General features: G+C 40.5%; 31 protein-coding genes. 3 read left to right on the forward strand and 28 right to left on the reverse strand.

Annotated elements, in window-relative coordinates:
• Positions 1–177: 177 nt before the first annotated feature.
• Positions 178–630, forward strand: coding sequence for a hypothetical protein (locus tag B7E06_RS16120; protein WP_082234960.1), 453 nt, complete (start codon positions 178–180; stop codon positions 628–630).
• A 116-nt stretch (positions 631–746) separates the two neighbouring features.
• On the opposite strand, the gene B7E06_RS16125 is transcribed toward B7E06_RS16120, so the two are convergent.
• Complete coding sequence (locus B7E06_RS16125; RefSeq protein ID WP_082234961.1) at positions 747–968, reverse strand: hypothetical protein; 222 nt, start codon at positions 966–968, stop codon at positions 747–749.
• Positions 969–1,190: 222 nt separating this feature from the next.
• Between B7E06_RS16125 and B7E06_RS21925 the strand changes: the two genes are divergently transcribed.
• Entirely contained in the window at positions 1,191–1,352 is a 162-nt protein-coding gene (locus tag B7E06_RS21925) for a hypothetical protein (protein ID WP_179134072.1), read from the forward strand.
• Positions 1,353–1,485: 133 nt separating this feature from the next.
• Here B7E06_RS21925 and B7E06_RS16130 read toward each other — a convergent pair whose 3' ends face one another.
• From B7E06_RS16130 to B7E06_RS16245, 25 genes are all read right to left on the reverse strand, one after another.
• Complete coding sequence (locus B7E06_RS16130; protein WP_082234962.1) at positions 1,486–2,250, reverse strand: N-acetylmuramoyl-L-alanine amidase; 765 nt, start codon at positions 2,248–2,250, stop codon at positions 1,486–1,488.
• 61 nt (positions 2,251–2,311) lie between these two features.
• A complete protein-coding gene (locus B7E06_RS16135) occupies positions 2,312–2,554 on the reverse strand; it encodes a phage holin (protein WP_425432205.1) in 243 nt (80 codons plus the stop codon).
• 20 nt (positions 2,555–2,574) lie between these two features.
• Positions 2,575–2,910: a hypothetical protein gene (locus B7E06_RS16140; protein ID WP_082234964.1), complete on the reverse strand. Its 336-nt coding sequence runs from the start codon at positions 2,908–2,910 to the stop codon at positions 2,575–2,577.
• Positions 2,911–2,988: 78 nt separating this feature from the next.
• The gene (locus tag B7E06_RS21930; RefSeq protein ID WP_179134073.1) at positions 2,989–3,156 is read right to left on the reverse strand and encodes a hypothetical protein; all 168 of its coding nucleotides are present in this window, start codon (positions 3,154–3,156) and stop codon (positions 2,989–2,991) included.
• Positions 3,157–3,174: 18 nt separating this feature from the next.
• Complete coding sequence (locus tag B7E06_RS16145; protein WP_082234965.1) at positions 3,175–8,361, reverse strand: phage tail spike protein; 5,187 nt, start codon at positions 8,359–8,361, stop codon at positions 3,175–3,177.
• Entirely contained in the window at positions 8,358–9,839 is a 1,482-nt protein-coding gene (locus B7E06_RS16150; protein ID WP_082234966.1) for a distal tail protein Dit, read from the reverse strand. The genes B7E06_RS16145 and B7E06_RS16150 overlap by 4 nt, the downstream gene beginning before the upstream one ends.
• An 11-nt stretch (positions 9,840–9,850) precedes the next feature.
• The gene (locus B7E06_RS16155; protein ID WP_082234967.1) at positions 9,851–12,706 is read right to left on the reverse strand and encodes a phage tail protein; all 2,856 of its coding nucleotides are present in this window, start codon (positions 12,704–12,706) and stop codon (positions 9,851–9,853) included.
• Positions 12,707–12,710: 4 nt separating this feature from the next.
• Positions 12,711–13,031 (reverse strand): hypothetical protein, encoded by a 321-nt coding sequence (locus B7E06_RS16160; protein ID WP_143414511.1) that lies wholly within the window; start codon positions 13,029–13,031, stop codon positions 12,711–12,713.
• Positions 13,032–13,072: 41 nt separating this feature from the next.
• Entirely contained in the window at positions 13,073–13,456 is a 384-nt protein-coding gene (locus B7E06_RS16165; RefSeq protein WP_082234969.1) for a tail assembly chaperone, read from the reverse strand.
• A gap of 63 nt (positions 13,457–13,519) precedes the next feature.
• Positions 13,520–14,077, reverse strand: coding sequence for a phage major tail protein, TP901-1 family (locus B7E06_RS16170; RefSeq protein WP_082234970.1), 558 nt, complete (start codon positions 14,075–14,077; stop codon positions 13,520–13,522).
• A gap of 10 nt (positions 14,078–14,087) precedes the next feature.
• Positions 14,088–14,477, reverse strand: coding sequence for a hypothetical protein (locus B7E06_RS16175; protein WP_082234971.1), 390 nt, complete (start codon positions 14,475–14,477; stop codon positions 14,088–14,090).
• A gap of 8 nt (positions 14,478–14,485) precedes the next feature.
• Positions 14,486–14,827: an HK97-gp10 family putative phage morphogenesis protein gene (locus tag B7E06_RS16180; protein WP_082234972.1), complete on the reverse strand. Its 342-nt coding sequence runs from the start codon at positions 14,825–14,827 to the stop codon at positions 14,486–14,488.
• Complete coding sequence (locus B7E06_RS16185) at positions 14,818–15,129, reverse strand: hypothetical protein (protein WP_082234973.1); 312 nt, start codon at positions 15,127–15,129, stop codon at positions 14,818–14,820. The genes B7E06_RS16180 and B7E06_RS16185 overlap by 10 nt, the downstream gene beginning before the upstream one ends.
• Positions 15,129–15,467, reverse strand: a complete 339-nt coding sequence (locus tag B7E06_RS16190) for a phage head-tail connector protein (protein WP_082234974.1) — start codon at positions 15,465–15,467, stop codon at positions 15,129–15,131. The genes B7E06_RS16185 and B7E06_RS16190 overlap by 1 nt, the downstream gene beginning before the upstream one ends.
• A gap of 4 nt (positions 15,468–15,471) precedes the next feature.
• Positions 15,472–15,768, reverse strand: coding sequence for a hypothetical protein (locus B7E06_RS16195; RefSeq protein ID WP_245807758.1), 297 nt, complete (start codon positions 15,766–15,768; stop codon positions 15,472–15,474).
• Between the two features lie 16 nt (positions 15,769–15,784).
• Positions 15,785–16,723, reverse strand: coding sequence for a phage major capsid protein (locus B7E06_RS16200; protein WP_082234976.1), 939 nt, complete (start codon positions 16,721–16,723; stop codon positions 15,785–15,787).
• A gap of 12 nt (positions 16,724–16,735) precedes the next feature.
• The gene (locus B7E06_RS16205; protein WP_179134074.1) at positions 16,736–17,341 is read right to left on the reverse strand and encodes a DUF4355 domain-containing protein; all 606 of its coding nucleotides are present in this window, start codon (positions 17,339–17,341) and stop codon (positions 16,736–16,738) included.
• 255 nt (positions 17,342–17,596) lie between these two features.
• The gene (locus B7E06_RS22140; protein ID WP_179134075.1) at positions 17,597–18,331 is read right to left on the reverse strand and encodes an HNH endonuclease; all 735 of its coding nucleotides are present in this window, start codon (positions 18,329–18,331) and stop codon (positions 17,597–17,599) included.
• 168 nt (positions 18,332–18,499) lie between these two features.
• Complete coding sequence (locus B7E06_RS21935) at positions 18,500–19,390, reverse strand: minor capsid protein (protein ID WP_082234979.1); 891 nt, start codon at positions 19,388–19,390, stop codon at positions 18,500–18,502.
• 9 nt (positions 19,391–19,399) lie between these two features.
• Positions 19,400–20,833: a phage portal protein gene (locus B7E06_RS16220; protein ID WP_082234980.1), complete on the reverse strand. Its 1,434-nt coding sequence runs from the start codon at positions 20,831–20,833 to the stop codon at positions 19,400–19,402.
• 12 nt (positions 20,834–20,845) lie between these two features.
• The gene (locus tag B7E06_RS16225) at positions 20,846–22,132 is read right to left on the reverse strand and encodes a PBSX family phage terminase large subunit (RefSeq protein WP_082234981.1); all 1,287 of its coding nucleotides are present in this window, start codon (positions 22,130–22,132) and stop codon (positions 20,846–20,848) included.
• Positions 22,122–22,565 carry a terminase small subunit gene (locus B7E06_RS16230; protein ID WP_082234982.1) on the reverse strand — a complete coding sequence of 148 codons (444 nt, stop codon included), beginning with the start codon at positions 22,563–22,565 and terminating at the stop codon, positions 22,122–22,124. Before B7E06_RS16230 ends, B7E06_RS16225 begins: the two co-directional genes overlap by 11 nt.
• Positions 22,566–22,623: 58 nt before the next feature.
• Positions 22,624–22,938: a hypothetical protein gene (locus B7E06_RS16235; protein ID WP_082234983.1), complete on the reverse strand. Its 315-nt coding sequence runs from the start codon at positions 22,936–22,938 to the stop codon at positions 22,624–22,626.
• A gap of 110 nt (positions 22,939–23,048) precedes the next feature.
• Positions 23,049–23,240 (reverse strand): hypothetical protein, encoded by a 192-nt coding sequence (locus B7E06_RS16240; RefSeq protein ID WP_082234984.1) that lies wholly within the window; start codon positions 23,238–23,240, stop codon positions 23,049–23,051.
• A 138-nt stretch (positions 23,241–23,378) separates the two neighbouring features.
• On the reverse strand, positions 23,379–23,618 hold the full coding sequence (locus B7E06_RS16245; protein WP_179134076.1) for a hypothetical protein: 240 nt from the start codon (positions 23,616–23,618) through the stop codon (positions 23,379–23,381).
• Between the two features lie 178 nt (positions 23,619–23,796).
• Between B7E06_RS16245 and B7E06_RS16250 the strand changes: the two genes are divergently transcribed.
• Positions 23,797–24,012 carry a KTSC domain-containing protein gene (locus B7E06_RS16250; RefSeq protein WP_082234986.1) on the forward strand — a complete coding sequence of 72 codons (216 nt, stop codon included), beginning with the start codon at positions 23,797–23,799 and terminating at the stop codon, positions 24,010–24,012.
• Between the two features lie 368 nt (positions 24,013–24,380).
• On the opposite strand, the gene B7E06_RS16260 is transcribed toward B7E06_RS16250, so the two are convergent.
• A complete protein-coding gene (locus B7E06_RS16260) occupies positions 24,381–24,686 on the reverse strand; it encodes a hypothetical protein (RefSeq protein ID WP_082234988.1) in 306 nt (101 codons plus the stop codon).
• A gap of 45 nt (positions 24,687–24,731) precedes the next feature.
• The gene (locus B7E06_RS16265; protein WP_082234989.1) at positions 24,732–24,935 is read right to left on the reverse strand and encodes a hypothetical protein; all 204 of its coding nucleotides are present in this window, start codon (positions 24,933–24,935) and stop codon (positions 24,732–24,734) included.
• Positions 24,936–25,057: the final 122 nt, after the last annotated feature.

Consider the following 25,057-nt stretch of genomic DNA (forward strand, 5'->3'; position numbering starts at 1 on the left):
ATATCTTACCTCGTCTATAAAGGCTCACCTAGGAGGAGAGCCTATTTTATTACAACGAATATATACTCTTTTTGTACGGGCTAGTACCAAATATAAAAACCACACACCGATTAGCTGAAAATCTTATGGTGTAATTTAAAATAAACTCGTACATAATAATCTAACGAGGTGACTACAATGGTATTTAATATAATATTTGGAGCAATAATTCCTTGGATAATAATCTTTTTCTTTTTCAAAAAATATCCTGAGATAGTTATGCTTATTTTTCCTTTAGGAATATCTATCGCCTATTTAGCTAATGAATGGGGGTTCTATTTATTTTGGGTTATAGAACCAATATATAAAAACCCTACACTCTCCATTTTCCCTGCTAATGCTGGCTATTTTCCTCTACTCGCTATTTCATTTAGCTATTTTAAAATTAAACATAAGACGAATAATACCCTGCTCATTTTGATTTATACAATAGCCACCACTTCTTTTGAGTATCTAATGGTTCTTTTCGGAAAGGTCGTTTATCTTGGAGGCTGGAATATTTTTTTAACATCACTTATATATTTAACAAGTTTTATTATTACTTCCTTATATATAAATACACTATACAAGTACCGGATTATCATGAGATAGTAAGGCTCTAAATAAAGTCTTCCAGATAACTGCCTTTTGTAATAACCAATAGAAACCATGAAATGGAACTCGGAGTTGCTAATTATCTGTGTTGCTCCACCATCTATTACGCCCTATTATGCCTCTTTCCTTTCTCTAGTTTTATATGGATAAATGGAAAGAATGCTATCTTTCCTAAATGAACGTACTTTCTTTTTGTCATAACAGTATCCGAGAATAAATTCTTCTTCATTCTTCACTACTTTAATTACTCTATAGGATAGCTCCCCTTGTGTATCCATATATATCATTTCAAGCGTCATATTTTCATCGTTAGCTTTAATTAACAAACTTTCCATGATTATCACCTCATTAACGAACATTTGTTCTTATTATATTCATTTTACGGATAATTAATCAATAAAAGATTCCGTTAGTTACTGGTAGAATTTACTTTCTTATGGTTAAATAGTCTTATATACATGTATCTATATTTAGTGACCATGTTTATTGGTATTTTAAGTAAAGCTTTTTCTTGTGCTTAAAAAGCCTTACCAAAGTGGAGAATAAGGAGGATGTAGATGCAGGAAATTACAGATATTAATAAATATAGGATTATTCAAACTTTAGAAAAATTGACGGAATACGCTAAGGAAGGAAGAATTACAGAGATAGAGATGGAACCTCCTCTTGCCTTCGAAAAGGAGTTTCAGATTAAGCTTACAATTAGAGATGAAATGTAAAAGCCCTCACTTTGAGAGGGTTTTATTTTCTTCATAAAAAATAGCCCCGCCCAAAAGGACGAGGCTGGATCAAGGGGCTCTGAGTTGATGCTTCAATGCACACTCTCAGCCCTTTCTTCGAGGTAGATATAAACTACTTCTTATAGAATTCTACATACGATGGATTAGCTGTAATATACAATCCACTCTTGAGCTGATACATATGGCCACCTTCGACAGGGAATTTATTTCGAATCACTGTGAAGACTTCATCTTCACCTACGATAACTGCCCGGTCCTCCCAGTCAGCTGAATTGTATGTCCATAGAGAATCCGCAAGAATTTTCACAAAGGCCTGAGTTTCAGACGCTTTTCTCGTAAGTCCTAGCGCTTCAGCCAATCCCTCAGCATGTCCTCTAGCGATACTATTTAAGAAAGCATCTGACTTTAAGGCAGCTGCATCAGAAGTGCTGTCAATGAAGCCATTTTCAGTTAGTACAGATGGCATCGCTGATTCCCTTACCATGTGGAAGTTTGCTTCTTTCTTCCCTCTATCTCTAAACTCTGTACGATTGACAATGGCATCATGAACTATGCCTGCCAGCCGATTGGTTTCAGCTTTACTAGAGTAGCTGCCATTATACGTAAAAGATTCAAATCCTACTCCACCACCCGCATTGATATGAATTGAAACAAGATAGTCAGCTCCCCAGCTATTTGCCATATTCGTACGCTCTGTTAAGGATAGCGTTCGATCACTCGTTCGAGATAATTGCACAGAGTGTCCATCATATTCATTATTTAAAATGTCTCGAGTCTTTAAAGCCAGAGCCAATGTTAAGTCCTTTTCGTGAAGTCCATTTCCTGAAGCTCCTGGATCTGTTCCACCGTGTCCTGCATCAATAAAAATCTTTGTCATAAATAATTCCTCCTAAATGTTTGTATTAGAAAAACGGCTGCTATATGTGACTGCCGTTCAACTACTTGATTAGATTTGCTTCCTTTAAAACGTTTTTCTGTTGTTTTCCTGTCCATGTGACATAGTTGTTTTTAAACCATGTCCAGGCACTTGCTGCTGCTGTAATTGCCATGGTAATGAGCTCTCCCCAGAATTCCTTTGTGCCAGGAATAGGATTTAATTCAGCTGTCACTAAAAACTGGTTGAGTAACGCCACAAGTAATACAACAGTGCGGACAATCGTTCCTTTGTCCAACCTTCTCACCTCCTTTCAAAGCCAAAGATTTAAATGTAAGGCCATAATAAAGCGATAGCTGAAATAGCTACCGCGACCCAAGCTGGCATATTTTTTTTCCAGTTATCTTTTTCTTTGATGATTCTTTCCACATCGTCTTTGTCTGCTTTGTCTTTTAAGTCCTTATCTAAATCTTCGATGTCTTTTTCGTTGGCTCGTGAACGTCGATCAGCTGCCTGTGCCGTATCATAGGTGTTATCAACCTTTTGTTTGATATCTAGCACATGGTCTAACTTTTCTGTTTGCTTAGCCAATGTGACTTTGACATCCATGAGCACCGTCATGAACTTTTCCATATCCTCCACTTCCTTATCTACTTGTGGCACGAATAACCCCCCTGAACTATAAAGAATCTCATCGACTCTAAAAACAACCTGTTTATTTAAAAGCATTAAAAAAACGCCTTATTTCTTGGCGTTTGCTTTGTTATCTTTTAATTGTTGATTTTCTTCTTTTAATTGATCTCTTTCTCCTATTAGGATAGAAACCTCTTTTTCCAGTACAGCCATCTTCTGAGCATATCTGCTGGCTTGTATATCTATGATTCTGTTTGCATCTAACTTACTCTCCATTGGTAAATCTCTCCCTTTTTATAAAACACTTAATATATCTTTAGTAAGAGTTTTGAGCTCTTCAATTTCCTTCCTTTGCCCTTGAACAACTCTCCATAAAGCAGAAACAATAGAATAGGGATCTACCCCATCCTGATCTCTTATTTCTTGAGGAACCATTTCAGAAAAAAATCCCACTTTCGGTTTATCATAAATCCCGTGATCAATGTCTCTTTGCAAGTGGTACGTATGGACACTCGCATTTTCTAATAAATACAAGGCTTCTTCATAAGAAAATGATTTTTTATTCGTTTTATAAAGTATCGATGAACCCGTAGGGTGTGAGGAAGCACGCAATGGAATATAAGACGAAACCGTTTGAGGCTCGACAGCTCTTACTTCATCTGGTGATTGCAAAAACACCTGGTGGGTATCACTCCGTACGGTAGCATAACCATTTTCATTCCATAAACGCTGGCCAAAGAAATAATCGTCCGTTCGATAGGATCCTTTGTGTAAATGCATATCCCCTGTTTTTCTAAAAGTACTGTGCGCGTTCCCCCCGGCATATATACGCATTTCACCGTTAAGCCCTGTAGGATCACCAGCCCCATATAAATTGATACCTGCGTGTCCTTCCGTGTAACTCCCTTGGTGAGCACGAATTTCAATTAGTTGTCTAGTTTCATCGCTATTCGCCTGCATGTAACCGGTATTAAAGAACTCAAATGCTTCGGCTTCAAGCCGACCGCCTATAAATGATCTATCTGCGTCTATGCGGAATCCATTCATATTCGTTGCATTACCTGACTCATCCAATTTATAGATCTCTAGAGCATTATTGTTCGTATTAAACTCGATGTAACCAGCCTTTAGAAACGGTGACCCCGAGTTAGGATTTGTACGAGAAAGCTGCAACAGTAATCCTGTTGAACCTTCTTGAGTAATGTTGGGGTTATCGATTTTTAAAGCTGGCGTTTCTACGGACCCTGAAAAGGTACCGGTGACACCTTCAAGTCTCACTGCTTTTAAAGTACCTGCATTAACAGTACCTAGGTTTGCAGAGAGAGCAGATAAACTTGTAACTTGAATGGCATTCGCTCGAATGGTGTTAGCTCTAATATTCCCTCCATCAAATTCCACGGTATTAGGATAGCGCCACTTATCAATAGTTCCCTGTGTTACTTCCTCTTCATTAATTTTTCTAGTGAACGTTGTGTATCCTGTTGGAATATTTCCATTCGACCAATTCACCGAATTCCACCCAGGATTTTGAATATTATCTGTAAGCCAATATTCAAACCTCTGAGTACGAGAATTATCTTCAATATATAGCTCTAGAAACACTTCATCATACGTTCCGTTATATACAATCCTTGCGCTAGTAAATCCACGTGTGCTATAAAGCCCAAAGGAAGAAAGGTTTATATAAGGATGTCTACCATAATGAATACCTGCTTCAAATACGGCTACTCCATGTTGAGAGCTTGTTGTATCACGCACAATAATTCTCCCGTGAGCTCGCCCACTTGAAAGGCTTGCAATGCGAAACCACTTGCCGGCATCTCCACTTGAAATGGATACGGATCCACTTGCATTTCGGCTGATGGTTTCAAAAGCCTCATCAAAAGTCGTTGTACTATCGACAATATTTGGACCTTGAGGGCCGCGATCCCCTTGATCACCTTTAGGCCCCTGCGAGCCTTGATCTCCTTGAGCTCCTTTATCACCTTTCTCTCCCTTGATTTTCGTCCATGTATAATCAGACGGATCGGTTGACTCGATGGCTGTGGTTTTATTGTGAGCTAAACCAATATACTCTTTGCTATCGGGATAATTTGAAATTCCTCCCCCTGAGGAAGTGTCAGCATAACGAATCCACGTGTAACGAGGCTTACCGTCCGTACCGGCTGGTCCTTCTATACCTTGGGGACCTCGATCCCCTTTTTCTCCCTTCGGACCCTCGGGACCTTGGGCTCCAGTGTTTCCTGTATTGCCTTTAGGTCCCTGCGAGCCTTGATCTCCTTTAGGACCTTTAATAAGCGACCATGTATATTCGCTAGGATCAGAGCTTTCGGTAGGAGTCGTCTTATTCGTTGCAATACCAATATACTCCTTACCTGTGGCACTATTCGCCATACCACCACCAGAAGATGTATCCGCATATCGGATCCATGTATATGTTGGCTTTCCGTCTTCCCCTTGTGGACCGCGAATACCCTGTGGGCCACGTTCCCCTTGGGGTCCCTGCTCACCGGTTTCCCCTTTAGGTCCAGTGCTTCCTTGCTCACCTTTATCGCCTCTTGGACCTTCGTATTTAGACCACGTATAGGCAGATGGATTTGTTGATTCATCTTGACTTAACTTATTTGGTGCAATACCGATGTAACTTTTACCGTCCGGAAAATTAGATATGCCATTTCCGTTTACATCATCAGCGTAACGGATCCACGTATATGTTGGATTCCCATTTTCCCCAGCAGGCCCTTCGATCCCTTGCGGACCACGATCTCCTTTAGGTCCTTCAGGGCCTGTTGGACCTTGGTCACCGGTTGCCCCCTTGTCCCCCTTAGCCCCTTTAATAAGTGACCAGTTGTAATTAGAAGCAACCAAACTTTCAGAAGGAGTCGACTTATTATAAGCTAATCCAATGTACTCTTTTCCATCTGGATAATCAGACATTCCAGAGCCTGAAGAGGTATCAGCATACTTGATCCACGTATAAGTTGTTTGACCGTTCTCACCGGCAGGCCCTTGTATACCTTGTGGTCCTCTTTCACCTCGCGGCCCTTCAGTGCCCTGTTCACCTTTATCTCCCTTATCCCCTTTGATTTTCGACCACTTGTAGTCAGACGGATTAGAAGAGTCAGATGCTGTGAAGTCGGTGTAGGTCCCGATATACAATTTATTTTCGGACTCTGTTGTTGAGAATCCAGATGTACCTACTGAGTTATTTGCCCAGGCCGTATGGAAGTAAGGCGTTTGACCATCCTCACCCTGCGGTCCTTGAATACCTCGAGCCCCGTCTGCACCTTTAATTAACGTCCAGTTGTAATCAGAAGGAATATCTGAATCGGCAGAAGTATGATCAACGTACATACCAATGTAAGTTTTATTCGTAGAATCACTTACAGAGAAACCATCGGTTCCATTTGAGCTGTTGGCGTAGGCAATATGAGTGTAAGAAGCAGAGCCGTCCGTCCCTGGCTCCCCAGGAATGCCTTGATCTCCTTGTGGACCTTGTTCTCCTTGAAGGCCGCGTAGACCTTGAGGTCCTTCAGGTCCACGTTCACCTTGTTCTCCTCTATCTCCTTTTTCCCCTTTAACTTTTGTCCATCTATAGTCGCCAGGATCGCCGGAGTCGTCTTGCGTGAAATCGGTATAGGTTCCAATATAATCGCGATTAGCTGCATCGGTTGTTGAAAAATTCGTTGAACCGTCAGAACTATCAGCCCATGCAGTGTGAAAGTAAGGAGTACGACCGTCAGATCCCTCGGGCCCAGGAATCCCTTGATCTCCTTTTGTACCTTTTATAAGCGTCCATTTATAATCTGATGGGACGGTTGAATCTGTAGAATTGCTGTCAACGTACATACCGAGGTAATCTCTTCCGGTTGATTCTCCTACAGAAAAGTCTTCTGTCCCGTTAGCACTATTGGCATAGGCAATATGCGTATAGCTTGAAACACCATCCTCGCCCGGGACACCAGGTATCCCTTTATCCCCATCTGGTCCTTGCTCACCCTGTAACCCTCGAGGCCCTTGTTCTCCACGCTCTCCCTTAGGTCCCTGTGGACCACGTTCTCCATCTTCTCCATCAAAAACCGTTGAGAGCGTGAACCGGTCAAAAGAAACAGCTGAGTCTTTCCAAACCTCCACACCAAATGTGGCCTTTTCTTCTATATCTGTAGCTGTTACCTCTACGGTTTTCCCTTCTTCATAAAAGTCAGAGACAGGTACCCCATGCTTGTTATACTTCGACCATCGATACGAATACAACGTTCCCTCTTGATCAATTTCAGAACCTGAAAGATAAACCTTGGCTGTTAAACTGGTAGAGCCTTCCCCATTCTTAAATACATCTCCTACGCTAGAGACGATGGATGTTATCAACATAAGGGAAAGCTTATGCCTTATTTCAGATTGCATAGCCTTCCAAATACTTTTAATTTCTTCCTCTGTAAACTCGGTATAATCACCAAGTTCTATATACTTATTCGATTGATTTACAATATCGCGGTCTTGTGTGTGAATGCGAGCTTCTAAATATAGGGGAGGATTAAATTTTGTATCCTTTATACGGATGGTATCGCCAAACCTGAACTTTTTATTGGCCATGCCTGGTACATACTCAAGGTCTGCTATACCTCCCTTATATTCAACTAGGCTATTGATTCGCTTTTCTAATTCATTTTCCGTAAGAACTAATAATCTTTCTTTCGTCATGTCTTGATCCATCGTTTGAGGTTCATAGACTTCTATCAGATGTTTCCCGTTTCTTCCCCATCGTTTCAAGGCAGCCTCATCTTCTACTACTACTTCATGCCGCGTCCCATCCTCACGTTCTGGTCCCCTTCCATGAAGGGCTGTCACGATATGATCTGTTTTTTCTGTTCGTCTTAATTCCAGTAGGTCTTTTCCAAATTCAGCTGTACGTCCTCTCCAAGTACCTACCTTTTCAACTAAGTCTACATATCGTCCTACAATTTGGTTTCCTTCGGTTTCTATGCGAAAGTTTAACTCTAAGTCAAATTCGTTGGAGATTCTCTTTAAATAACCAAATGGGTGGATAGGATCCTCAAATGTTAGAGTTCTAACTCCATTAAAATAAACCGTACCAGGCTCCCATTCCGTACCATTCAATGCAAGAATCGCATGAGACTCGGCACTTTCTGCATTCGTAGTATGAGGCTCCATAATCTTCGCCTTTTTGAGGTCTAAGTAACTAGCGTTCGTATAAACCTCTGCATGAAGGTTCACACCTGATCGAAACTTGCCGGCTTCATAAATGATAAATTCTATTAGTTCTCCATCTTCTCCTGGTATGATGACTCGGTTCCTCTTCGTTAGATATTGAGAGAATCGTTGATCGGATAACGTTTCAAAGTCGAACGTTTCAAGATGGTCTTTCAGAGACTTCCGATGATTATTTGAAATGATCTTTTCTTTCGTAATAACATCGAGTATTTGGTCCGTTTGGCCATCAGCTATATAAATCTTACTCACAAGAATCGCTCCCTATAGTGCAACCACACATTGAACGCATTTTCGGGCTGGACAATTATCTGGTTTTGTCCTTTTATTAATTGAAAGAATTCGGCCCCAAAACTAATGAGGTCCATTCTCGGCTCCCCATTAATAAGTACATCTCCCGATTGATGATCGAAGGTAATTACGTCCTCGGGCTGAGCGATATACGTTGAAGTAGTATTCTCCACATCGTTTATCCTGACTAATCGCATACTATACACTTCCATACGCTCGACCACATCGTCATACCATTTTTGATAAGCGATTTGTATTTGAGCAGCTGGCTGCATCGCTACATCTGATTCCAACCTTTCGACCCATTCATTAACGATACGACCATCCTGAAATTCTTGTACTGTAAATGTCCATTGATTTCCTACTCTTGAAACCTTGAGCTTTCCATTAAAACGTTCCAGCTTTGGAGGAAAAGAAATATATGGGGTACGCACTCCATTAGCAATCTCAATTTGACAACCTAATTGATTTAAACCGCGCCACTTATCTTCAATAAATGCTCGAACGATCGGATTATTGGTGGCATCTAGGAGATACATTTCGGATCGGCCTGTTCGTCCTCCTTGATCTGTATGGAAGTAAAGCCACATTTCAGCTCGAAAGTCTTGAACTTCTTCTGATAGACTTGTTTTCATTGCTGGCCCATGCCACGTTGCTTCCCCAAAATTTGGTTCCGCAAATTCCGCAATAAAACCGGTATCGTCATGGGTCATGGAACCATTTAAATAACCTTCAGCAATTACATCTGTATCGGTCCATCCAACCAATGAATCCATCGCTCTGTGAAATACCTTAGTCTCAGGAGCTTCAGGGGTTTCCTTCACATCAACAGGGCGCCCTGCCATGACAAACTCATTTAAATGATTTTGCACCAAAGCAAAGGTCACTGGTTCTAACACTTCCAGTTCAAAGGTTGGATCAGCTGGCATTAAACCTGAATTGGTGATCATCTCATAGTCTGAGACTAGTTCTTTAGATTGCTTCGGACCATATTTATAGGGATCCGTACACAGAAAAGTCAGGGTGCCAATCACACTATTACTAGTCTCTTCTGGCACCTCATTACTTGATAAAGTGGCATAAAAAATAGCTTCTTCATCCGAAAAAGCTAATTCTTTTTTTGATACACGTAATAAGGAATTTAAGTGATTGAATCGATCCCTAAATCCTTTATTTGTTCGATCAGTAATTTTATATTTAATTTTGATTTCTCGAGCCTCTAATGTCGTTAAACTCGATTCAATCAGTCCATCTAACCCGGGAGCTTCAATTGTGTTCATTCGATTAGTCATATTACTTCTCCCACTTACGGACAAAGTTATAAAACTCCCATTATCATCCGTCAATGCCTCATCCAACGTAATTCCATTAAATGTAGTTTGAATAGAAAGGGAGGTACTTTGTGTACCCCTTTCTGTAAAGTCTACGAATTCATACATAAAGTACCTCCTTACTGAAAGTTTTTCTTAAGCCTTGTCTGTCGATCTTGTGTTTGAGTAATATCCTCAACAAAGGCATTGAACTCTCTACCAGCGATACCTAGATTAATATAAGCAGGCTGCTTGTTGGTTACCTTTACATCCGCATTCACAGCACTCAGGACCTGGGCCTTACTATTCTGTCTCAGACTATTAAGGCTTGATTTAATACTTGAGGATTTAAGCTGAACAGATGGATCAACCGTCATATCCTTCTTATTTGGAACCACAGCTTGTGCCATCTCTTTCGCTTTTTTTGCAATCAAGGGCAGGGTTTTTTCTGTCCCTTTGGCCATTCCCTCCCCGGTCCATTTACCAAGTTGGGTTGTTACTTTCGAGGGAGAGGCAATTCCTAACTTTTTCTTGAGCCAATCAGGAATTAAGTCGGCAGCTTGTTTCACCATGTCTCTAATACCGCCGAACATAGAGCCAATTCCATCGATTAGACCTTGAATGATGTCCTTTCCGATCTGCACCAGATCGATTCCCTCAAAGGTACTGACGATGCTATCCATAATATCGGAGGCCGTGTCCTTCACGGTCTGCCAAGCCGAATCCCAGTCTCCCTTGATGAGGGACATCGTTGTATCAAGAATCCCCATGACTAAGGAAATTCCAACCTCAACTATTGTAGTGATCAGAGAAAAGGCTGTCTGTACCACTCCAGAGATGATCGGCCAGGTTATTTGGAATAATCCCTTCAAAAAGCTTAGGGAACCGGAAATAATCGTCCCTAAAACCGAAGTTAAAGTAGAGACAATACTGACGATTTCCTGCCAGGCAAATTGAGCAATTCGAAGAATCCCATCACCGTGTTTTTGCCAAATTTGTTGGATTTTCGAGGTTATTTGAGTGATAAATCCCCATAACGTCTGAAGTACTGTAACGACCGCGTTATAGACCAAATTCCATATTCGCTGTGCTGTCGCAAAGAACGTCTGCTGGTTTGCATTCCACCAAGAAACGAGTTGCCCAAAAATATTTCGCACAAAATCAGCAATAAACGAAATGACTGTGGTAAAAATCTGCTGGATGAAAGACCAGGCTGTCTGCACCCCTTGACGGAAGGCTTCATTCTCTTTCCATAAGCGAACAAACACAGGAACGAGTAAGGATAAGACGCCAATGATAATACCTACCGGCCCAGATAAAGCCATTAAAGCTGTACGTAATAAAGGTAGAAAAGTGCCGGCCAAAGGAGCCACCCTAGCCCCTATTTGAACAATTAAAGCCCGGAACGATGTAATCGGAGCCCTCAGAAAGTTGAAAGCTTTCCCTACTACATTTGTTAATACGCCACCTAATCCAGCAAAAGCTGTACGTGCAGCTGCAACTATAGGTACTAGCGCAATCATGGAACCGACTATGACCGTTAGTGCTGAAATGATGCGTCCAATGATTGGATGAGCCTCCATCATGGTATTACTCCAGCTGATAAAGGAATTTACTACATCAAGTATCGTAGATCCTAAGGGGGCAAGAGCCACTCCTAGATTTTTAAGAAAGGTAATAATATTACCAATTAAAGAGATCACCTTTGGTCCATTTTCTCGAACGTATGCTATGAATTGCTGAAACGATTGGTTCTCCGAGATGGTCGTCGCCCATTCCCTAAAGCGTTTCGTCATCCCTTGAAATCTGGTCATCATATCGGCTGCCATTGGTCCAAAGCCTGCAAACATCTCTACTAATCCTACGGTGATATTTCCTATGACTGATAACAGCTTAGGTCCATTTGTTTTTACATACTCTATAAAGTTATTAAAACGTTTAGACTCACTTAAACTATCCGTCCATTGACGAAAACTCTCTGTCATTCTTAGGAGTCCTTGCTCGACAGAAATGGCCAAAGGATCAAAAGCTCTAAATAGATTCGCCAGAGCTACTGTTACATTTCCTATGATTCGTCCCCAGTTTTCAAAAGCTCCAGGAGCTGCATAACGGATCCAGTCGAAATTCTTCTTCACATCATCAGCATTTAGGTTATCCAATAACGACTGGCCAAGATCATCAAATGAATGGGCTAACGCATTGACCATTGGACTTGCTTTCTCAATGATATGGGTACCGGCTTCCAAGTATTTAGCAAAGGCAGAGAAGATGGGTTCTCGAACTTCATCCTTGAGATCCTCAAATGCGTTTTTGAAACTCTGAATACCTTTGAGAGCATTTTGAGTCGCTTTGCTTAGTCCATTAAATTCCGAGGATCCAATCGTGACATTCTCATATAATTCAGCTAACTCTTTCCCTAAGGATGTAGCAAAAGGAATCAGAGCACCGGTCCCTGCAGCTGCCGCACTCATAGAACTGGCTAAAGCTAGAGCTCCACCGGATACGACACCTAACTGAACACCGATCCCACCAATCAAGCCACCTAAACTGGCGAGTATAGGAACGAGTCCAGACGACACCATTAGGCCAATACCTCTAAATGTATTACTGGCCACAATGCCAAGTGCTTGTATAGAGTTTGCTATTCGACTAATCGTGCGCTGGAACTTGTTGACCCGTGCCTCTATCGGGATAATGACTTTTCGACTGAGAGCTTGTTTAACAGCCAAAAGCAAGCCCATTTTTCTTTTAGCTTCAGAAGTATCAGCTTCAACATCCACTTCAGCTTTAACTTTCTTACGAGCAAAACGATTCATCATCTGCCGAGCTTTTTTAAGGTTTCTACGCAAAGGACTGGTATTTGCATTTAATCGCGTATCTTCAACGGATTCTGATTCACGCTTAAACTTCTCTGTCACCCTTCGGGCCGTTTGAATGGCCTTACGATACTTTGAGACGCTGGCTTTTAATTCCGCATCTACACTGTAATTCGCCATGGCTTCACCCCCTACTTTGGTTATGCTGCAATGCTATTTGAGCCGGTGAAAGCTTTTTGTTATTCTGGACAGGTTCTTCTGTGATCTCCATGTCCACTACTTGAAGAGCTTTTTCATAATTAAAGAAATCATGAAAGTCCTTAAAGACATACTCTTCTTTCTGGTTCTTACCTGTTCCAACTGTTTTAGTAGCAGCTGCATTCCTAATAAGAAAAGCTGACTTATGGAGCCGATACTCTTCATCGATCTCTTTATATTCCTGGGCATAGCGTTTGTAATGAAACTCAGAGAGCGTCATTTCCTCTACATCCTGTAAGCGATTCATCCCCAGCTTTCTTAAGGCATAAATAACGATTTCGTTATAGGTTAAACCGCCTTTGGTTGCTTCGCCACTTCTTCCCCTTCTTCTTTCATGTCCTCTGGCACTAAATTTCGGGTCATAGGTCGCTTTCCCAACTCTCCAATAACTTGCTTACCGAAAGCCTCAAATCCTTGGTTTTCTGCAATATCGTCCAGCACTTCTTCTAGTTCTTCATAGGTTTTAGGAGATTTACGATCATGAGTAGAAGCTGCCTTCACAATTTTTGACACTCCAATTAGGTTTCCAGATCTCAAGTTGGGAATCATCATTTCTAGACCTTGACCTAAGCTAGCCCCTTCTACCTCAAAACCAAGCTCACGATCAATCTCTGTAAGTGTACGAAGACCAAATTTAAGCTCGATCTCACGACCATCAAAATTAATATGCATGTGTATAATCCACCCTTTCTCTTTTAAGTATTAAAAAAGAGAGGGAATATCCCTCTCTCGTTTTTATACTTCCGGTTCTGCAGGTTCTATATTGTCAGCAAGTCCATCGTCTGCTGGATCATCCTCTAAAATGTCATGAAAGACATACGATAAAGTTTTAATGTCTCCATCCGGCAGCGTGACTTGTCCTTTCTGACGGATCCCCTCTGTGATAAACGTTCCTTCGATCTCAGCATCATCTTCAGAAGGACTGGTAGGCTCCCATTCTGTAATGTAACCTTGTCGGTATTCCGCCTCAAACTTCGTCACCTCGGACCCTGATTCTCCTTCGACCGTCTTTTTGGCCAGATCCACTTCCCACATTTCCACGGGATAATCCTCTACAATTGAATCCTCCAGCATTGTAAATGTCGGATCCTCTACTGATTGAATAGCAGAGATACTAACCTCATCTTCTAAAGAGGCGGTGCTTGAGACCGGACCATCCTTCGTTTCCGTTTTCTCTCGGTCTCGAGAGTAAGACTTCGAGTGTTCCGTTTGAAAGACTAGCTTTGCTGCTTTATCAGCTTCACCGAGTTTTCGAAAGTACAAAACTTTGTGTACACCCTTGGCTTTCTTCATTGTTTTCCTCCTAACTTAACTCATATTCAACTTGAATAATGCCATGTAATAAATCATCGTCCGTCGTGCTATCAAATACAGCATTCGAATTTAGAGCCTCTATATTCACAAAGTAATTTGAGAGCCTTGTTAATCCTCTAAGTCGCTGTTTCAACTGAAAAACCATATTAGAGAACTTATCTCGATCATTCGCATATCCCCACACATGAATGGTCTGAGAAAGGCGTCCCGTAATTATCTCCTTATTATTAATGACATCATCGCTAATCGATTCAGATACATGAACGAAAGGATAATGAATGCCATTCTCGCCTTGAGCTGCATAATCCACCGTTTGATAGCCTAACTCTAATGATTGAATAAACACCTCATTAAACAGTTGGATTTCTGGCGATTCCATTTACTCACCTACTCTACTAAACGCTTAAGATCAGACAGGAAAAGACTCTTCTGTTTAAAGTAGCCAGGATAAACAAACGGCTGAGCATCCATGTATCGAGTTCCATATTCTAAAAATGCACTGTGCTCCGATTTTGAAATCGTTCGGAAATGCAACTTATCCACTCGTTCTGTCTCGATGTTCCTTCTCGTAAATCCGGTTTGATACCCTTTAACAAACACGGCATTCTTTATGACTTCTCCTGTCTGTTCAATCGTATTATTTTTAACAATCGTACTTACATCGTCTTCAATTTCGTTATCCATTCGATTGAGATCAGCGAGCAACTTGTCCAGCCCATTTAAGTCCATTCACTTACTCCTTCTAAATAAATAACGCTCTCGGACCTGTGAGGGACATGTCTGAGAACGTTAAATTTATTTCCACTGGTAACGGCTTTATCTGCCTTACCTTTATAAGGACGCTGAAGCCTTGCTGTGGTGACTTTCCTTTCCGTAGACCCAAAGACCGCCTGAACCTTTTCCAGGCTCGTAGGTGACAAGTGGCAAGGGAGAGTGAGACCTTCATCGACCGTAACTTCTGTTTTTCCGGTCTCCGGATTGTATTGCCTTTGCCCTGACTCATGTAAGGTGATTCGTTCAGCATATCTCATTAGAAGAACATCACCTTTCCCGATGTCTCTGATTTAGGAATGTACGTCTCTAAGATGGATAGGTAAGGAGCTAGATCATTTTCAGAAAAAGAAACAGAATGTCCTTCTACAGATTCAGAAGTCATCCCTTCACTGCCCAACCGGTTAAATCGATGAATAGCCAGTTCTTCAATGATAAAAGTTAATTCATCAGGAATTTCGTTCAATTCTGCATGTTGCTTCAGCCAGATCCTCAATCGGGATTCAATATTCTTGATAATTAAATCAATAACCTTATCTTGTAGATCATCTTCAACACCAACCAGTGTTTTTACATTTTCTCTAATGGTTGTTGCCATTTAATCACTTCAGTTCTTTTTCAGCTTCGACAGCTGCTTCTTTTCCTTTGACCTTCTCCCCATTCGAAAGCTCGAAATATCCTCCACCTGTATGTTTAGGGAATTCATCCTCTTTAAGTGCATCTTCAGCATTGGTAATGACATTAAAAGGCTCAATCAATGGTTTCTTTAACTTATTTTCATTACTAGAAAGTTCCTGGACTCGTTCTTCTGTTACTTGGCCACGACGAGGAAAGTTATCCCCTTCTTGGTAGACCTGGCGCGTATCTGCATCTGTAAAAGCATTAATCACTTTAAACATGCTCATTCACTCCTTCTTAAGCTTCTGGCTGAGTGGCTGGTTTTAGTTTTGCAAACGCCTCATCCTTAACGATCATAACTGCAACATCCATCGTGGCTCGTAGAGCAACCATTTCACGTTCGAACAGGTTGATTGGTTCCCCAGCTTCATCAGTAATGGTGGAGATTGTACCTTCCTCAGCAATCTTGTAGGAGATATCAAACGGAATTCCATAGTGAAGGTGATCAAAGTCCCCCAGATAAAGGGTGCCTTTCTTCATGTTAGAATTCTTAATGTTAACTGCAGGGAGTCCATCAATTCGGTTATTCGAACGATCATAGATTGCCTGCTGCAGGTTTCCTTCTCCAATAGTCGCTTGTCGTAAAGCTGTCGCATTCTGACTCTTAGATATAAAGGCATTCCCTTCAAAGTCATCTTCTAGAAGAAGATCTCCTAATTGGAGAACGTTCTCACCTGTAATATCCCCTTCTAGCTCATGACCGGCCTCTACCACTGATTGCTCAATGGACTGTGAGAAAGGATTGCTTACATTTAGAATTCCGGCTTCATCAAACTTCTTATAGAAAGCCTCACTAATCTTAGGACGCATTTGTTCAAAGAAGTTCGAAACACTGTACTGTAGAAATTCACGAGACACCGGGAGGATGACACCAAGTTTCTTGGCTTTCATGGTGATCTTTAACCATTTGGCTTTAGAAGTCTGGATTCGTTCACCTTCATTGACCCAGTAAGCTCCTGGTCCTTCAGCAAAGTAATCAAATTCTTTTTCCTGCTTGTCCATTTCTTCATAAACACCCAGCTGCATAATCTTCGAATTCTGCATGACGTCATTCATAATGAGAGTCCCTTGAGATTTAGGAATGACCCCATCCTTGGAATCACTCATCATGACGTTATCTGGATCAAATTCTGCAAAGTGCTGCAGATTCAGTTTCAATAGCTTTTTCTCTGACATACCTATTCCTCCTTAAATAATCCTTGCTTTCTTCGCCATTTCAGCACGGGAACTCGGCCCAGCTGCTTGTCTTTCTTTGAAAGACTGATTTCCTTCTGGTGGATCCTGACGAAGCTTTTCTTTCACCGCGTGATTTACGGCTTCATCAAATGTCTTTTTAATATTGGAGATCGATTCTTTGATCTTTTCGTTATCTTCTAAGGTGATAAGGGACTCAGCAAAATCTGAAGGTAATCCTTCTTCTTTCAGATTGACCTCCACTTCAGTTCGTAGCTGCTTAAGGTTTAAATCTCTTTCCCGATCATCCAGTGCCTTCTTTCGCTTCTCAAAGTCGGCCTGCTCCTGTTCAGACTTGGTCATCTTGGCGTATTCTTTCGCATCTTTCTTAGCATCATCGATAGCTCGCTGTTTCTCTTTCTCGAATTGTTTTTCTCGATTCTTCAGCGCCTTATCGACAGCTTTACTTACGGCAGAATCCACATCTGATTGAGTGAATGATTGATCTTGGTTGTCATCTGAGTCATTGGTGTCATCTTGATCAGTGTCACTATCAGAGGTGTCATCTTCAGCAAAAAACTGGAGGTTCAAACGATGCAATTTACTTTGTAATTCAGTCATGGTCATTCTCCTTCTCCCATTCAGTCTTAGAAACGACTAACTTCTAACGCATAAAAAACAAGCCCCATCCAGTCCTTAATGGCCCGGCCAGTGCTTATGGTTTAAAGGTTATTCAGTTAGTGTTTAAAGCCCGATTAGTTCTTAAGCCTGTTTAACGTCTGGTGCTTAAAGACAAATATCTATTTGCGGCCACCAATCCCACTGACCGCCATTATCATAATAAAAAGCACCTTCATTAGAAGATGCTTAGTTGTTCTATGCTAATTTCCATATAAATCCACCACATTGTCTACCTTTTCTTATGCTATGCCCGATTCCAGTACAATCAGCTCCAGTTTCTCTTTGCGCTTGTCTCATACTCGGGTACTCTTTTATAAAATTACCTTCTAAATCAAATTGTTTAACGCGTGTGGACGTTTTAGGATTGTTCTTTGGGATGCTCCATAAACCTGTTTCCTTAGCATGTACATTATTTTCTATATACGTCGCCCATTCCAAATTGGAAATGTGGTTATTCGCTTTATCTCCATCAATATGGTTCACTGTTTCTTTTGGTTCTTCTTCGGAAAAGTGCTCCATAACCAATCTATGAACATAATAATTCTTGCCTGTGTTGTCTACCCACAAAGGTATTGACTTATAGCCATTTTCCTTTGTTCCTGGCACCAGGTTCCTTCTATGAAATTTCGAGTATATTTCCCCTCTAAGGGAAACCATATATTCATTATTGTATTCTATATCTTTCCATTCGTTGGTAGACTTCATTTTTAATTCAGCCATTTTCTTTTCTTGTTCTTTCTCCGCCTGTTTCATTTCTCTATAAATTTTAGCTTTTCTTTTGCGCTCACTTCTGTTTTTAATATAACGCTCATGATTACGTTTTTTATTGCACTCTTTACAGGGCGACTTAATTCTTTCTCCGTCACTAACAAAGAATTCCTTAGTCTTCGGCATACTTCTTTTACAGTGACTACAAACTTTATATTCCATTATTTCAACCTCCCACAGTTGGCCCATTTATTAAAGGGAACAGGGAAGTGGGTGCTTGACTGTACGGTTCTAGTTCCCATAATTTATTATACCAACTTTAACAAGCTCCACAGCATTTAAATGGAGTATTTCCCCTTATTTTTAAAGAAAAACTCATCCCTCCAATTGTCAGGGATGAGCAATGCTGTAGAGCTCCGGCAATGGGGGTGCATTTATTCCCACCGCCATTTCAGATACTTTGAATCGCTTACCATCCATTCCCCTGCATTCTCTTGAAGTCCGGTGGTCAATCATAGCGACATATTCATACTCTGCCTCTGGATCGCCATCAGTCAAAGCTTTGAAGGACAGCTTCTGAGCTTCTACCTGCACTCGGCTCACTTCGGTGATCAGCAATCTTCTTGCTTCAAAATCCGTAACATCAAATCGTTCTCGCACTTTACTGATGAAGCGATTTGGATGCACTCCTCGTATGATGGAACTATTAATGATGGTTTCCAGCTCACCTCTTAAGGCCTCCATATCATCCCATATGCGGGTAGACCAGGTCGCTCCATAAAAAGAAGCCCCAACCAGTGATTGAAGCGTCGCTGTTGTGATCGTTATATCAGCTCCAAGTATTCCTGCCTGACGAAGTACCTCCCCAATGCCGGCCTGCTCTAAATACGCTTGAAAAGTCTTGGTCTGTTCATCAGCCATGGCCACCAAATGAGCATTTAAATACATCATTAGAAGCTCTTGACGATTGATGTACATATTCGTGTTATAAGTATGCAGCATTTCATTAGCTTCAGCACTAAACTCTCGTTCACGAACATAGCGAGCTGCCATCTTTTCATAACGTTGTATGTCCATTTCAGAGACTCGCTGTTTGGCTTCTGCCGGTGTTAACCCTCGACTATCTGCATAACTGGCATAGAAGGCTTGTATTTCTTTCTCGGATTCCCTCAACGCCTGATCAATGATTTCCCTTAACCTTTGAGAGACTTCCTCATCCTTCATCTGCTCTCGTTTGATATGCTCCTTCTCTCGTTTCACCCAATAACTTTCTTCAGCCATCTAATCCCCTCAGTTCTCCATGTAATTCGAGGATCTACGCTGAACACTTCGCTCTGATTCAATGCGCTTTTGTTCTTCTTCTGGATTTTCAACAATCATCGGTATAGTTTTAAGCTTCGTTTCCTGTGAGAGCTCCCCGCCTAAGTTATTAAACATCTCCACTGCTTCTCTAGTAGACTTCGGAAGGTTTGGCGTGAACTTATACGTAATGCCATCAAACTCTCCTGCATTCGCTTCACTGGCAAGGCTCATGACATTATTAATCAGCCGGTATCTTCGATTGAGCGACCTTTTAAACAAACGCTCTTTATTGATACGGATCTGCTCGAGGCCAAAGAGCTTGTACTTCATGGCTTCACCTGTCTGCTGGCCACTGAAATTCTCATCGTTCAAATCCGGTGTATTGGTGAACTTATGAATGTCTGTCTGCAATCGATCTTTATAGGATTCCACGCCAGCCACATCGTACTGTTTGTAGATATAATCAGCATCTACATTTCCCTCTTTCCCTTCCGCATTCTGAGAAGGTTTAAGAAAGATGATGTTCGATTCTTTCATTTTCCTTGCTTCCTCTGGATCCAATTCTACATTTCCAAGGATCTTAAGCATGGCATCGTTTAGGTCAGTCATGTAATTGGCTGTATCGGATTGACCCGCATCATATAAATCAATCTGATCCAGCACATTCTCGAAGTCGCCCTGGCGGAATCGATTATTGCTATGCTCATTGATCGGAACATCACCAAAAGGATGGTCTGACACATCATCAAGCGTCAGATTATAGTCTCCAAAGTTCGTCGTGAAATAGGTGTAAACTTTAGATTTAGTGTACAGCAGCAGTTTCAGTTTTCTGTCATGGCCATAACCCACCATAAAGTAACGAACACCGGCAATGATGTTCTTTTCAATCGTGGTATCGTAAATTAGAAATGTCTCTAATGGTGAGGATAAATAAACCTTAGTTTCGTCCTTCTGGTTTCTGTGAAGCAGCTCATATGCTCGACCATATATGGATAGATCAAGAATGAGATCAGCATTTAGAGCAGGAGCCTCGATCATTTCATTCACTTCTTCAATTTTCTTCTCAATGTTACTGTCTTTGTGATTCAGAGAGATAGGAACTCCAACAAGAAATCCTTGCATGAAGTTTGAAACATACTTTGCGTAGTTATGACGCGCTCGATGGTCCGCCTTGTCATCCTCTTTTCGCCTCTTCAATACAGATATTCCTCGGTTCTCCCCTTTGTAGTAATCATCCAATTCATCTAATCGAGGACGCTGGTGTTCAATATGGTGCTTAATCATTGCTGACAAGTCCTTTGTATTGGAAAGAAGTTCTCTATCTGACTCATAAGTGTACTGAATATTGGCTTCCTTACTAAAGCGCCTTTTTGTATTAGGGCTGCTGGTAAGTGCTATTTCAAAATCCTGAGCTGAGCCCATATTCTTCACCTCCTATAATCCTAAATTTTGCAGGGCACGATAGGTGTTATCTTTTTTAGAAACACCAAGATGGTATTGCTCTAAGCTGTAGCGCAAAGCATCGATAATGTGGTTATTGGCATCAATCGGTGTATTGAGCCACTTGCCCTCTTTGTCCTGGTCAAAGGTATAAGTATTGAATTCCTCAATCGTATGCTCACACCTTGGATGAATATATATCTTGAATCCCTGTATAAAGAGAATCCCTTGATTTATACTCCCAGACCCTTTGACCGATGCTCTCATTCGTCGAACGCCCATATTAATAAGCTCTTGAATCAAGCGTTTCTCTGCTGAGTCACCAGTGATGGGAGCCTTAAGAAGCTCTTTCTTCTGAAGCATTTCATATATTTCTTTCGTGAGCATTGCTTTCTCATAATGCTCGTCATAGATCCATAGCTCCTTATTCTCCAAATCGACTACAGAGCTTACTTCAGTAGTGGGATCGTTAGTGAACCCAAAGTCCATGCCGTGAGCAGTCTCTTGGATTTGCTTTATCTTCTGCTGGATATCAAATTCTCTTACTTCGAAGTTCTCAAATACAAGTCCTTCAGCTACTCCCCATTCTCCATCAGCAACAATGCGGGCTCTTCGTGGGTTTGTCCGATAAAGGTCCAGGTATCTTTGTCTATCTACATCATCGAGCCACTCATTTACTCTAAATGTTGTTGTTGTAGCGAAGGTGTCTTTCTCTTTAGTTCCTTCATCAAAAAAGACTTTTTTTAACCAATGGCGTTCGGACCAAGGGTTAAAGGTAACGGTGATCTGCTTGAAGAAGTCTGGAGCGTCATATCGTCCACGAATGGATTCTACAACTGTTCTGAATTTATCTTCTGTCTCCACCTGATACGCTTCTTCCAGCCACATCCAGCTTAAAATACCGACATCAACCGTGATTGAGGTTATTTTCAGTGGATCATCCAGACCTCTAAATAAGATCTTCTGGCCAGTGGGCTTGTAGGTTATCTCCGGCATGGATTCATTGAACTTAAATAAATGAGCAACCCCTAATTGAGAGGTTGCCCATTTGAGATCCGTATAAGTGGATTGTTTATTGGTGTTTGAATAACGTCTAACTACAAGGAGGTTAGACCAAGAGTACTTCATGATCCGGTGAATGAAATTAAGTGCAGCTGTCTTGGATTTCTTACTCCCTCGAGAACCTTTGACCACTCTATAGAACTGTTTATTGTTCCAGAACCGATTATAACCCTTTCCGATCTTCTGACTAATGGAGATTTTTGATTGGTCAGTCTTCATCAGGAACATCCTCAACGAATACAGGTGTTATGTTTTCGACCTGCTGCTTGTCGGTCCACATGACATAGCGTTTGCCTAAGAGCTCAGCTGCTTTTGTTCGATCATTGGTATCCGAACGTTTATTATGTCTTTCTACACTTGAGCCTAGCTCTCCATCTCCAACTACGAGGAATTGTTCGTCCTCGACTTCTCCACGCATTACAGAGGTAAGATACTCCATGACTTCCTGTTGATCAGCAACCCTTTCACTTTTAATTTCCTCGAGTCGCTCATCAATATAGTTTTTCACGCTCACTTTTGCAACTAGCTTATGGGCATTGCCTCTAGCATAGGACTTGCTATAACCTGCTTTAATTGCTGCCTGCTCAGAGTTTCCAGTGATGATATACTCATCAGCAAATTTCTGTTGTTTTAAGCTAAGTTTTTTACTCATTGTATATCATCACCTCTATCAAATAAAAATGCACCCCCAATCAGAGGTGCAATGACTTTTAAAGTTTTTCGATATATGCGGCTTCTATAAACATATTCCAAGAAGGGTATTCAGTATATTGATCAATGAACTCATCAAGCTTCTTATCGTTAACTTGGTTTATATTTGCATGATCAAATAGATTAATATCCGGGGCTTTATTGACGAATTCTTCCTGTGAATTAAAAACGGTTTTCCGACTAATGAAATCATCATCTAAAAGATCACTAAGTGTTAGTTCCCTGCCATGTAGTTTTTGAACTCTATCATAAACATCGTTTTCAATTTTTTTAAGCTGCTTCTGAAAATCTTTAAAATTGTTGCGCCTCCCCAATTCAATCCCCCCTTTTTATAAACTTTCGACGAGAGGAGAAGTTCGCCTTTAACATTAAGTATTTATTCAAGTACCACTTGGCTTTTTAAACAAGCACTTCGTTTTTTGGGCTAAATGTTTCCTCCTCTAGCTTTTACGCCATTTATAATCTTTTCAAATGAAGCATTAGGTATATCTTTCTTAAGCAATAGGTTATTTTCATAAATTACTTCTGCAATAGCTTCTATTATTAAATTATCCGTAACGCCATTACTTTTCATTACTTCTCTTACTCTATCTTTGCTTAATCCTACATTAGCCATTATCTCACCTCCCTTTAGATTATTTTACAATATTTAGAAAAAAAGGGGGTTATTTTTCATCGACATTTTTTTTAATAGTATTAAGTATTCTTCACCTTCCCCACATTCTATTCAATCAAAACAACCCTGTTGGGATGCTCAGGTATCACTATTTAAATAGGAATTAAATTCTTCCTCATCCATACCAAAAAGTTTAGCAATTTCAGTCTTAACACCATTATTAAAATAGTCCTCTTTTTTTGCTTCTAATTCTTCTAAAGAGAAGTAACCTTTATTTATTAAAAATTCTATTATAGCTTTGTTCTCAGCTTTTAACTCTAAAAGAGATAATGTTATATTTGCTATTACCTTCTGATTGCTAGGTTCTTTATTCATCATTTACTCCCCCTTCCATCAAATGTAAATATTCGACGAAAGGAAATAATCCCCTGCTACATTATAATAGTCAAAATAAAAAGCACCCCATTTGGGATACTGAATTGTTTGTCTATTTCACACATTTTTCTCGGCATAAAATCGCCCCTTGTGAATATAAGTGGTTGAGGGAGGTGTTTTAATGAATATGGTTCCTGTTAAATCTACGAATTTAAAGGCAGTGAGGTATGACCCACAAAGTTGTAAGTTGTTTGTTCGTTTCAAAAATTCACATAGTTTATATGAATATTCTGGTGTCCCTGAATATGTTTACGAAGAACTAATAGCTGCTAAATCTTTAGGAAAATATCACCACTTAAATATTAAATACTCCTATCCTTATAAGAGAATTGAGTAAAGAGTAACCACGATTGCTAAGGAAGTAATCGTGGTTTTCAAAAAAAGCACCCCATTTGGGATGCTTTTTATATACCAAGTCTATTTTCTAAACAGAGATCACACATAATATGTTCACTAATATCAGGTAAGAGATTAGTGCATGTTTCACATTGTTTTACATTTCCTTCAAACTGACATTTATCGCATTTCACATTAGGTTCATGGTTCCACAAAACCCATACATTAGATCCGCAGTTAGGGCAATCCCTTTCATGCTGTTCTCGATCTAATAATCCTTGGATAGTTCTATCCACTATTATCCCTCCTTCATAGGCTGTTCGACAAAAGTAGATATTTTACTGTCTTAAAACACTACCGGCGGGATGCTTAAAGCTCTAAAACTTCTTTAATTTTAGTAACCGTTTTTTCAACAGCTACTTCTTCACTTTGTGCTGGGATTTGATCTGCTTTCACTTTAAATATTTCGAGATCTTTATTACTCACCTCTCGAGCCCAACAAGCATAAAGATTATGATCTAGAAAGGCCACTGATATTTCGTAATGATATTCTTCATTAATATCTAATGACTTATTAACCTTTATGTAAACATAATGATGATTTACTGGATAAGGTTTACTATGTGTTACTCTTTCATTCATGAGGTTTGTCTTTCGTTTTTGTTTATCCCTCAATAGATTCACCCCCCTTGTCGAAAACATCCAACAAAAGAAGCCTTTTTATGAGAAGGTCGTTTGCACCCATGCCACAACACCTACTAACATGGCTGCTAAAACTAATATATCCTTTAACTTTGTGGATAGTGGAGTATATCGAAGAATAGCATTCAAGACAAAGGCAATGCCGATGATATAACCTATTAATATCATGAAGCTTAAGCTACCATTTACATTAAGACTGTTAATATTTACATCAATACCCATTACCTCCCTTTATCGCTATATTTCGACAAAAGGATATATTTTCCTGCTAGAAATAGTAAACTAGTATGAAGTTTTTTGCCTCGCCTTTCCTGCCTTCCATTTTACACGTAAGAAAAGAAACT

It is taken from the genome of Halobacillus massiliensis (assembly GCF_900166625.1).
Taxonomy (GTDB): domain Bacteria; phylum Bacillota; class Bacilli; order Bacillales; family Halobacillaceae; genus Halobacillus_A; species Halobacillus_A massiliensis.

What these genes read in the sequence shown, in the direction of transcription:
- B7E06_RS16165 (WP_082234969.1), bottom strand. Translation starts at nt 13,456, where the DNA reads ATGCATATTAATTTTGATGGTCGTGAGATCGAGCTTAAATTTGGTCTT.
- B7E06_RS16220 (WP_082234980.1), bottom strand. Translation starts at nt 20,833, where the DNA reads ATGGGCTCAGCTCAGGATTTTGAAATAGCACTTACCAGCAGCCCTAAT.
- B7E06_RS16150 (WP_082234966.1), bottom strand. Translation starts at nt 9,839, where the DNA reads ATGTATGAATTCGTAGACTTTACAGAAAGGGGTACACAAAGTACCTCC.
- B7E06_RS16205 (WP_179134074.1), bottom strand. Translation starts at nt 17,341, where the DNA reads ATGACTGAATTACAAAGTAAATTGCATCGTTTGAACCTCCAGTTTTTT.
- B7E06_RS16230 (WP_082234982.1), bottom strand. Translation starts at nt 22,565, where the DNA reads ATGAGTAAAAAACTTAGCTTAAAACAACAGAAATTTGCTGATGAGTAT.
- B7E06_RS16175 (WP_082234971.1), bottom strand. Translation starts at nt 14,477, where the DNA reads ATGGAATCGCCAGAAATCCAACTGTTTAATGAGGTGTTTATTCAATCA.
- B7E06_RS16195 (WP_245807758.1), bottom strand. Translation starts at nt 15,768, where the DNA reads ATGTTTAAAGTGATTAATGCTTTTACAGATGCAGATACGCGCCAGGTC.
- B7E06_RS16250 (WP_082234986.1), top strand. Translation starts at nt 23,797, where the DNA reads ATGAATATGGTTCCTGTTAAATCTACGAATTTAAAGGCAGTGAGGTAT.
- B7E06_RS16125 (WP_082234961.1), bottom strand. Translation starts at nt 968, where the DNA reads ATGGAAAGTTTGTTAATTAAAGCTAACGATGAAAATATGACGCTTGAA.
- B7E06_RS16160 (WP_143414511.1), bottom strand. Translation starts at nt 13,031, where the DNA reads ATGAATCGCTTACAGGATGTAGAGGAAATGACGCTCTCTGAGTTTCAT.
- B7E06_RS16170 (WP_082234970.1), bottom strand. Translation starts at nt 14,077, where the DNA reads ATGAAGAAAGCCAAGGGTGTACACAAAGTTTTGTACTTTCGAAAACTC.
- B7E06_RS21930 (WP_179134073.1), bottom strand. Translation starts at nt 3,156, where the DNA reads ATGGAGAGTAAGTTAGATGCAAACAGAATCATAGATATACAAGCCAGC.
- B7E06_RS16240 (WP_082234984.1), bottom strand. Translation starts at nt 23,240, where the DNA reads ATGGCTAATGTAGGATTAAGCAAAGATAGAGTAAGAGAAGTAATGAAA.
- B7E06_RS22140 (WP_179134075.1), bottom strand. Translation starts at nt 18,331, where the DNA reads ATGGAATATAAAGTTTGTAGTCACTGTAAAAGAAGTATGCCGAAGACT.
- B7E06_RS16130 (WP_082234962.1), bottom strand. Translation starts at nt 2,250, where the DNA reads ATGACAAAGATTTTTATTGATGCAGGACACGGTGGAACAGATCCAGGA.
- B7E06_RS16120 (WP_082234960.1), top strand. Translation starts at nt 178, where the DNA reads ATGGTATTTAATATAATATTTGGAGCAATAATTCCTTGGATAATAATC.
- B7E06_RS16180 (WP_082234972.1), bottom strand. Translation starts at nt 14,827, where the DNA reads ATGGACTTAAATGGGCTGGACAAGTTGCTCGCTGATCTCAATCGAATG.
- B7E06_RS16225 (WP_082234981.1), bottom strand. Translation starts at nt 22,132, where the DNA reads ATGAAGACTGACCAATCAAAAATCTCCATTAGTCAGAAGATCGGAAAG.
- B7E06_RS21925 (WP_179134072.1), top strand. Translation starts at nt 1,191, where the DNA reads ATGCAGGAAATTACAGATATTAATAAATATAGGATTATTCAAACTTTA.
- B7E06_RS16200 (WP_082234976.1), bottom strand. Translation starts at nt 16,723, where the DNA reads ATGTCAGAGAAAAAGCTATTGAAACTGAATCTGCAGCACTTTGCAGAA.
- B7E06_RS16190 (WP_082234974.1), bottom strand. Translation starts at nt 15,467, where the DNA reads ATGGCAACAACCATTAGAGAAAATGTAAAAACACTGGTTGGTGTTGAA.
- B7E06_RS16155 (WP_082234967.1), bottom strand. Translation starts at nt 12,706, where the DNA reads ATGGCGAATTACAGTGTAGATGCGGAATTAAAAGCCAGCGTCTCAAAG.
- B7E06_RS16245 (WP_179134076.1), bottom strand. Translation starts at nt 23,618, where the DNA reads ATGATGAATAAAGAACCTAGCAATCAGAAGGTAATAGCAAATATAACA.
- B7E06_RS21935 (WP_082234979.1), bottom strand. Translation starts at nt 19,390, where the DNA reads ATGGCTGAAGAAAGTTATTGGGTGAAACGAGAGAAGGAGCATATCAAA.
- B7E06_RS16265 (WP_082234989.1), bottom strand. Translation starts at nt 24,935, where the DNA reads ATGGGTATTGATGTAAATATTAACAGTCTTAATGTAAATGGTAGCTTA.
- B7E06_RS16185 (WP_082234973.1), bottom strand. Translation starts at nt 15,129, where the DNA reads ATGAGATATGCTGAACGAATCACCTTACATGAGTCAGGGCAAAGGCAA.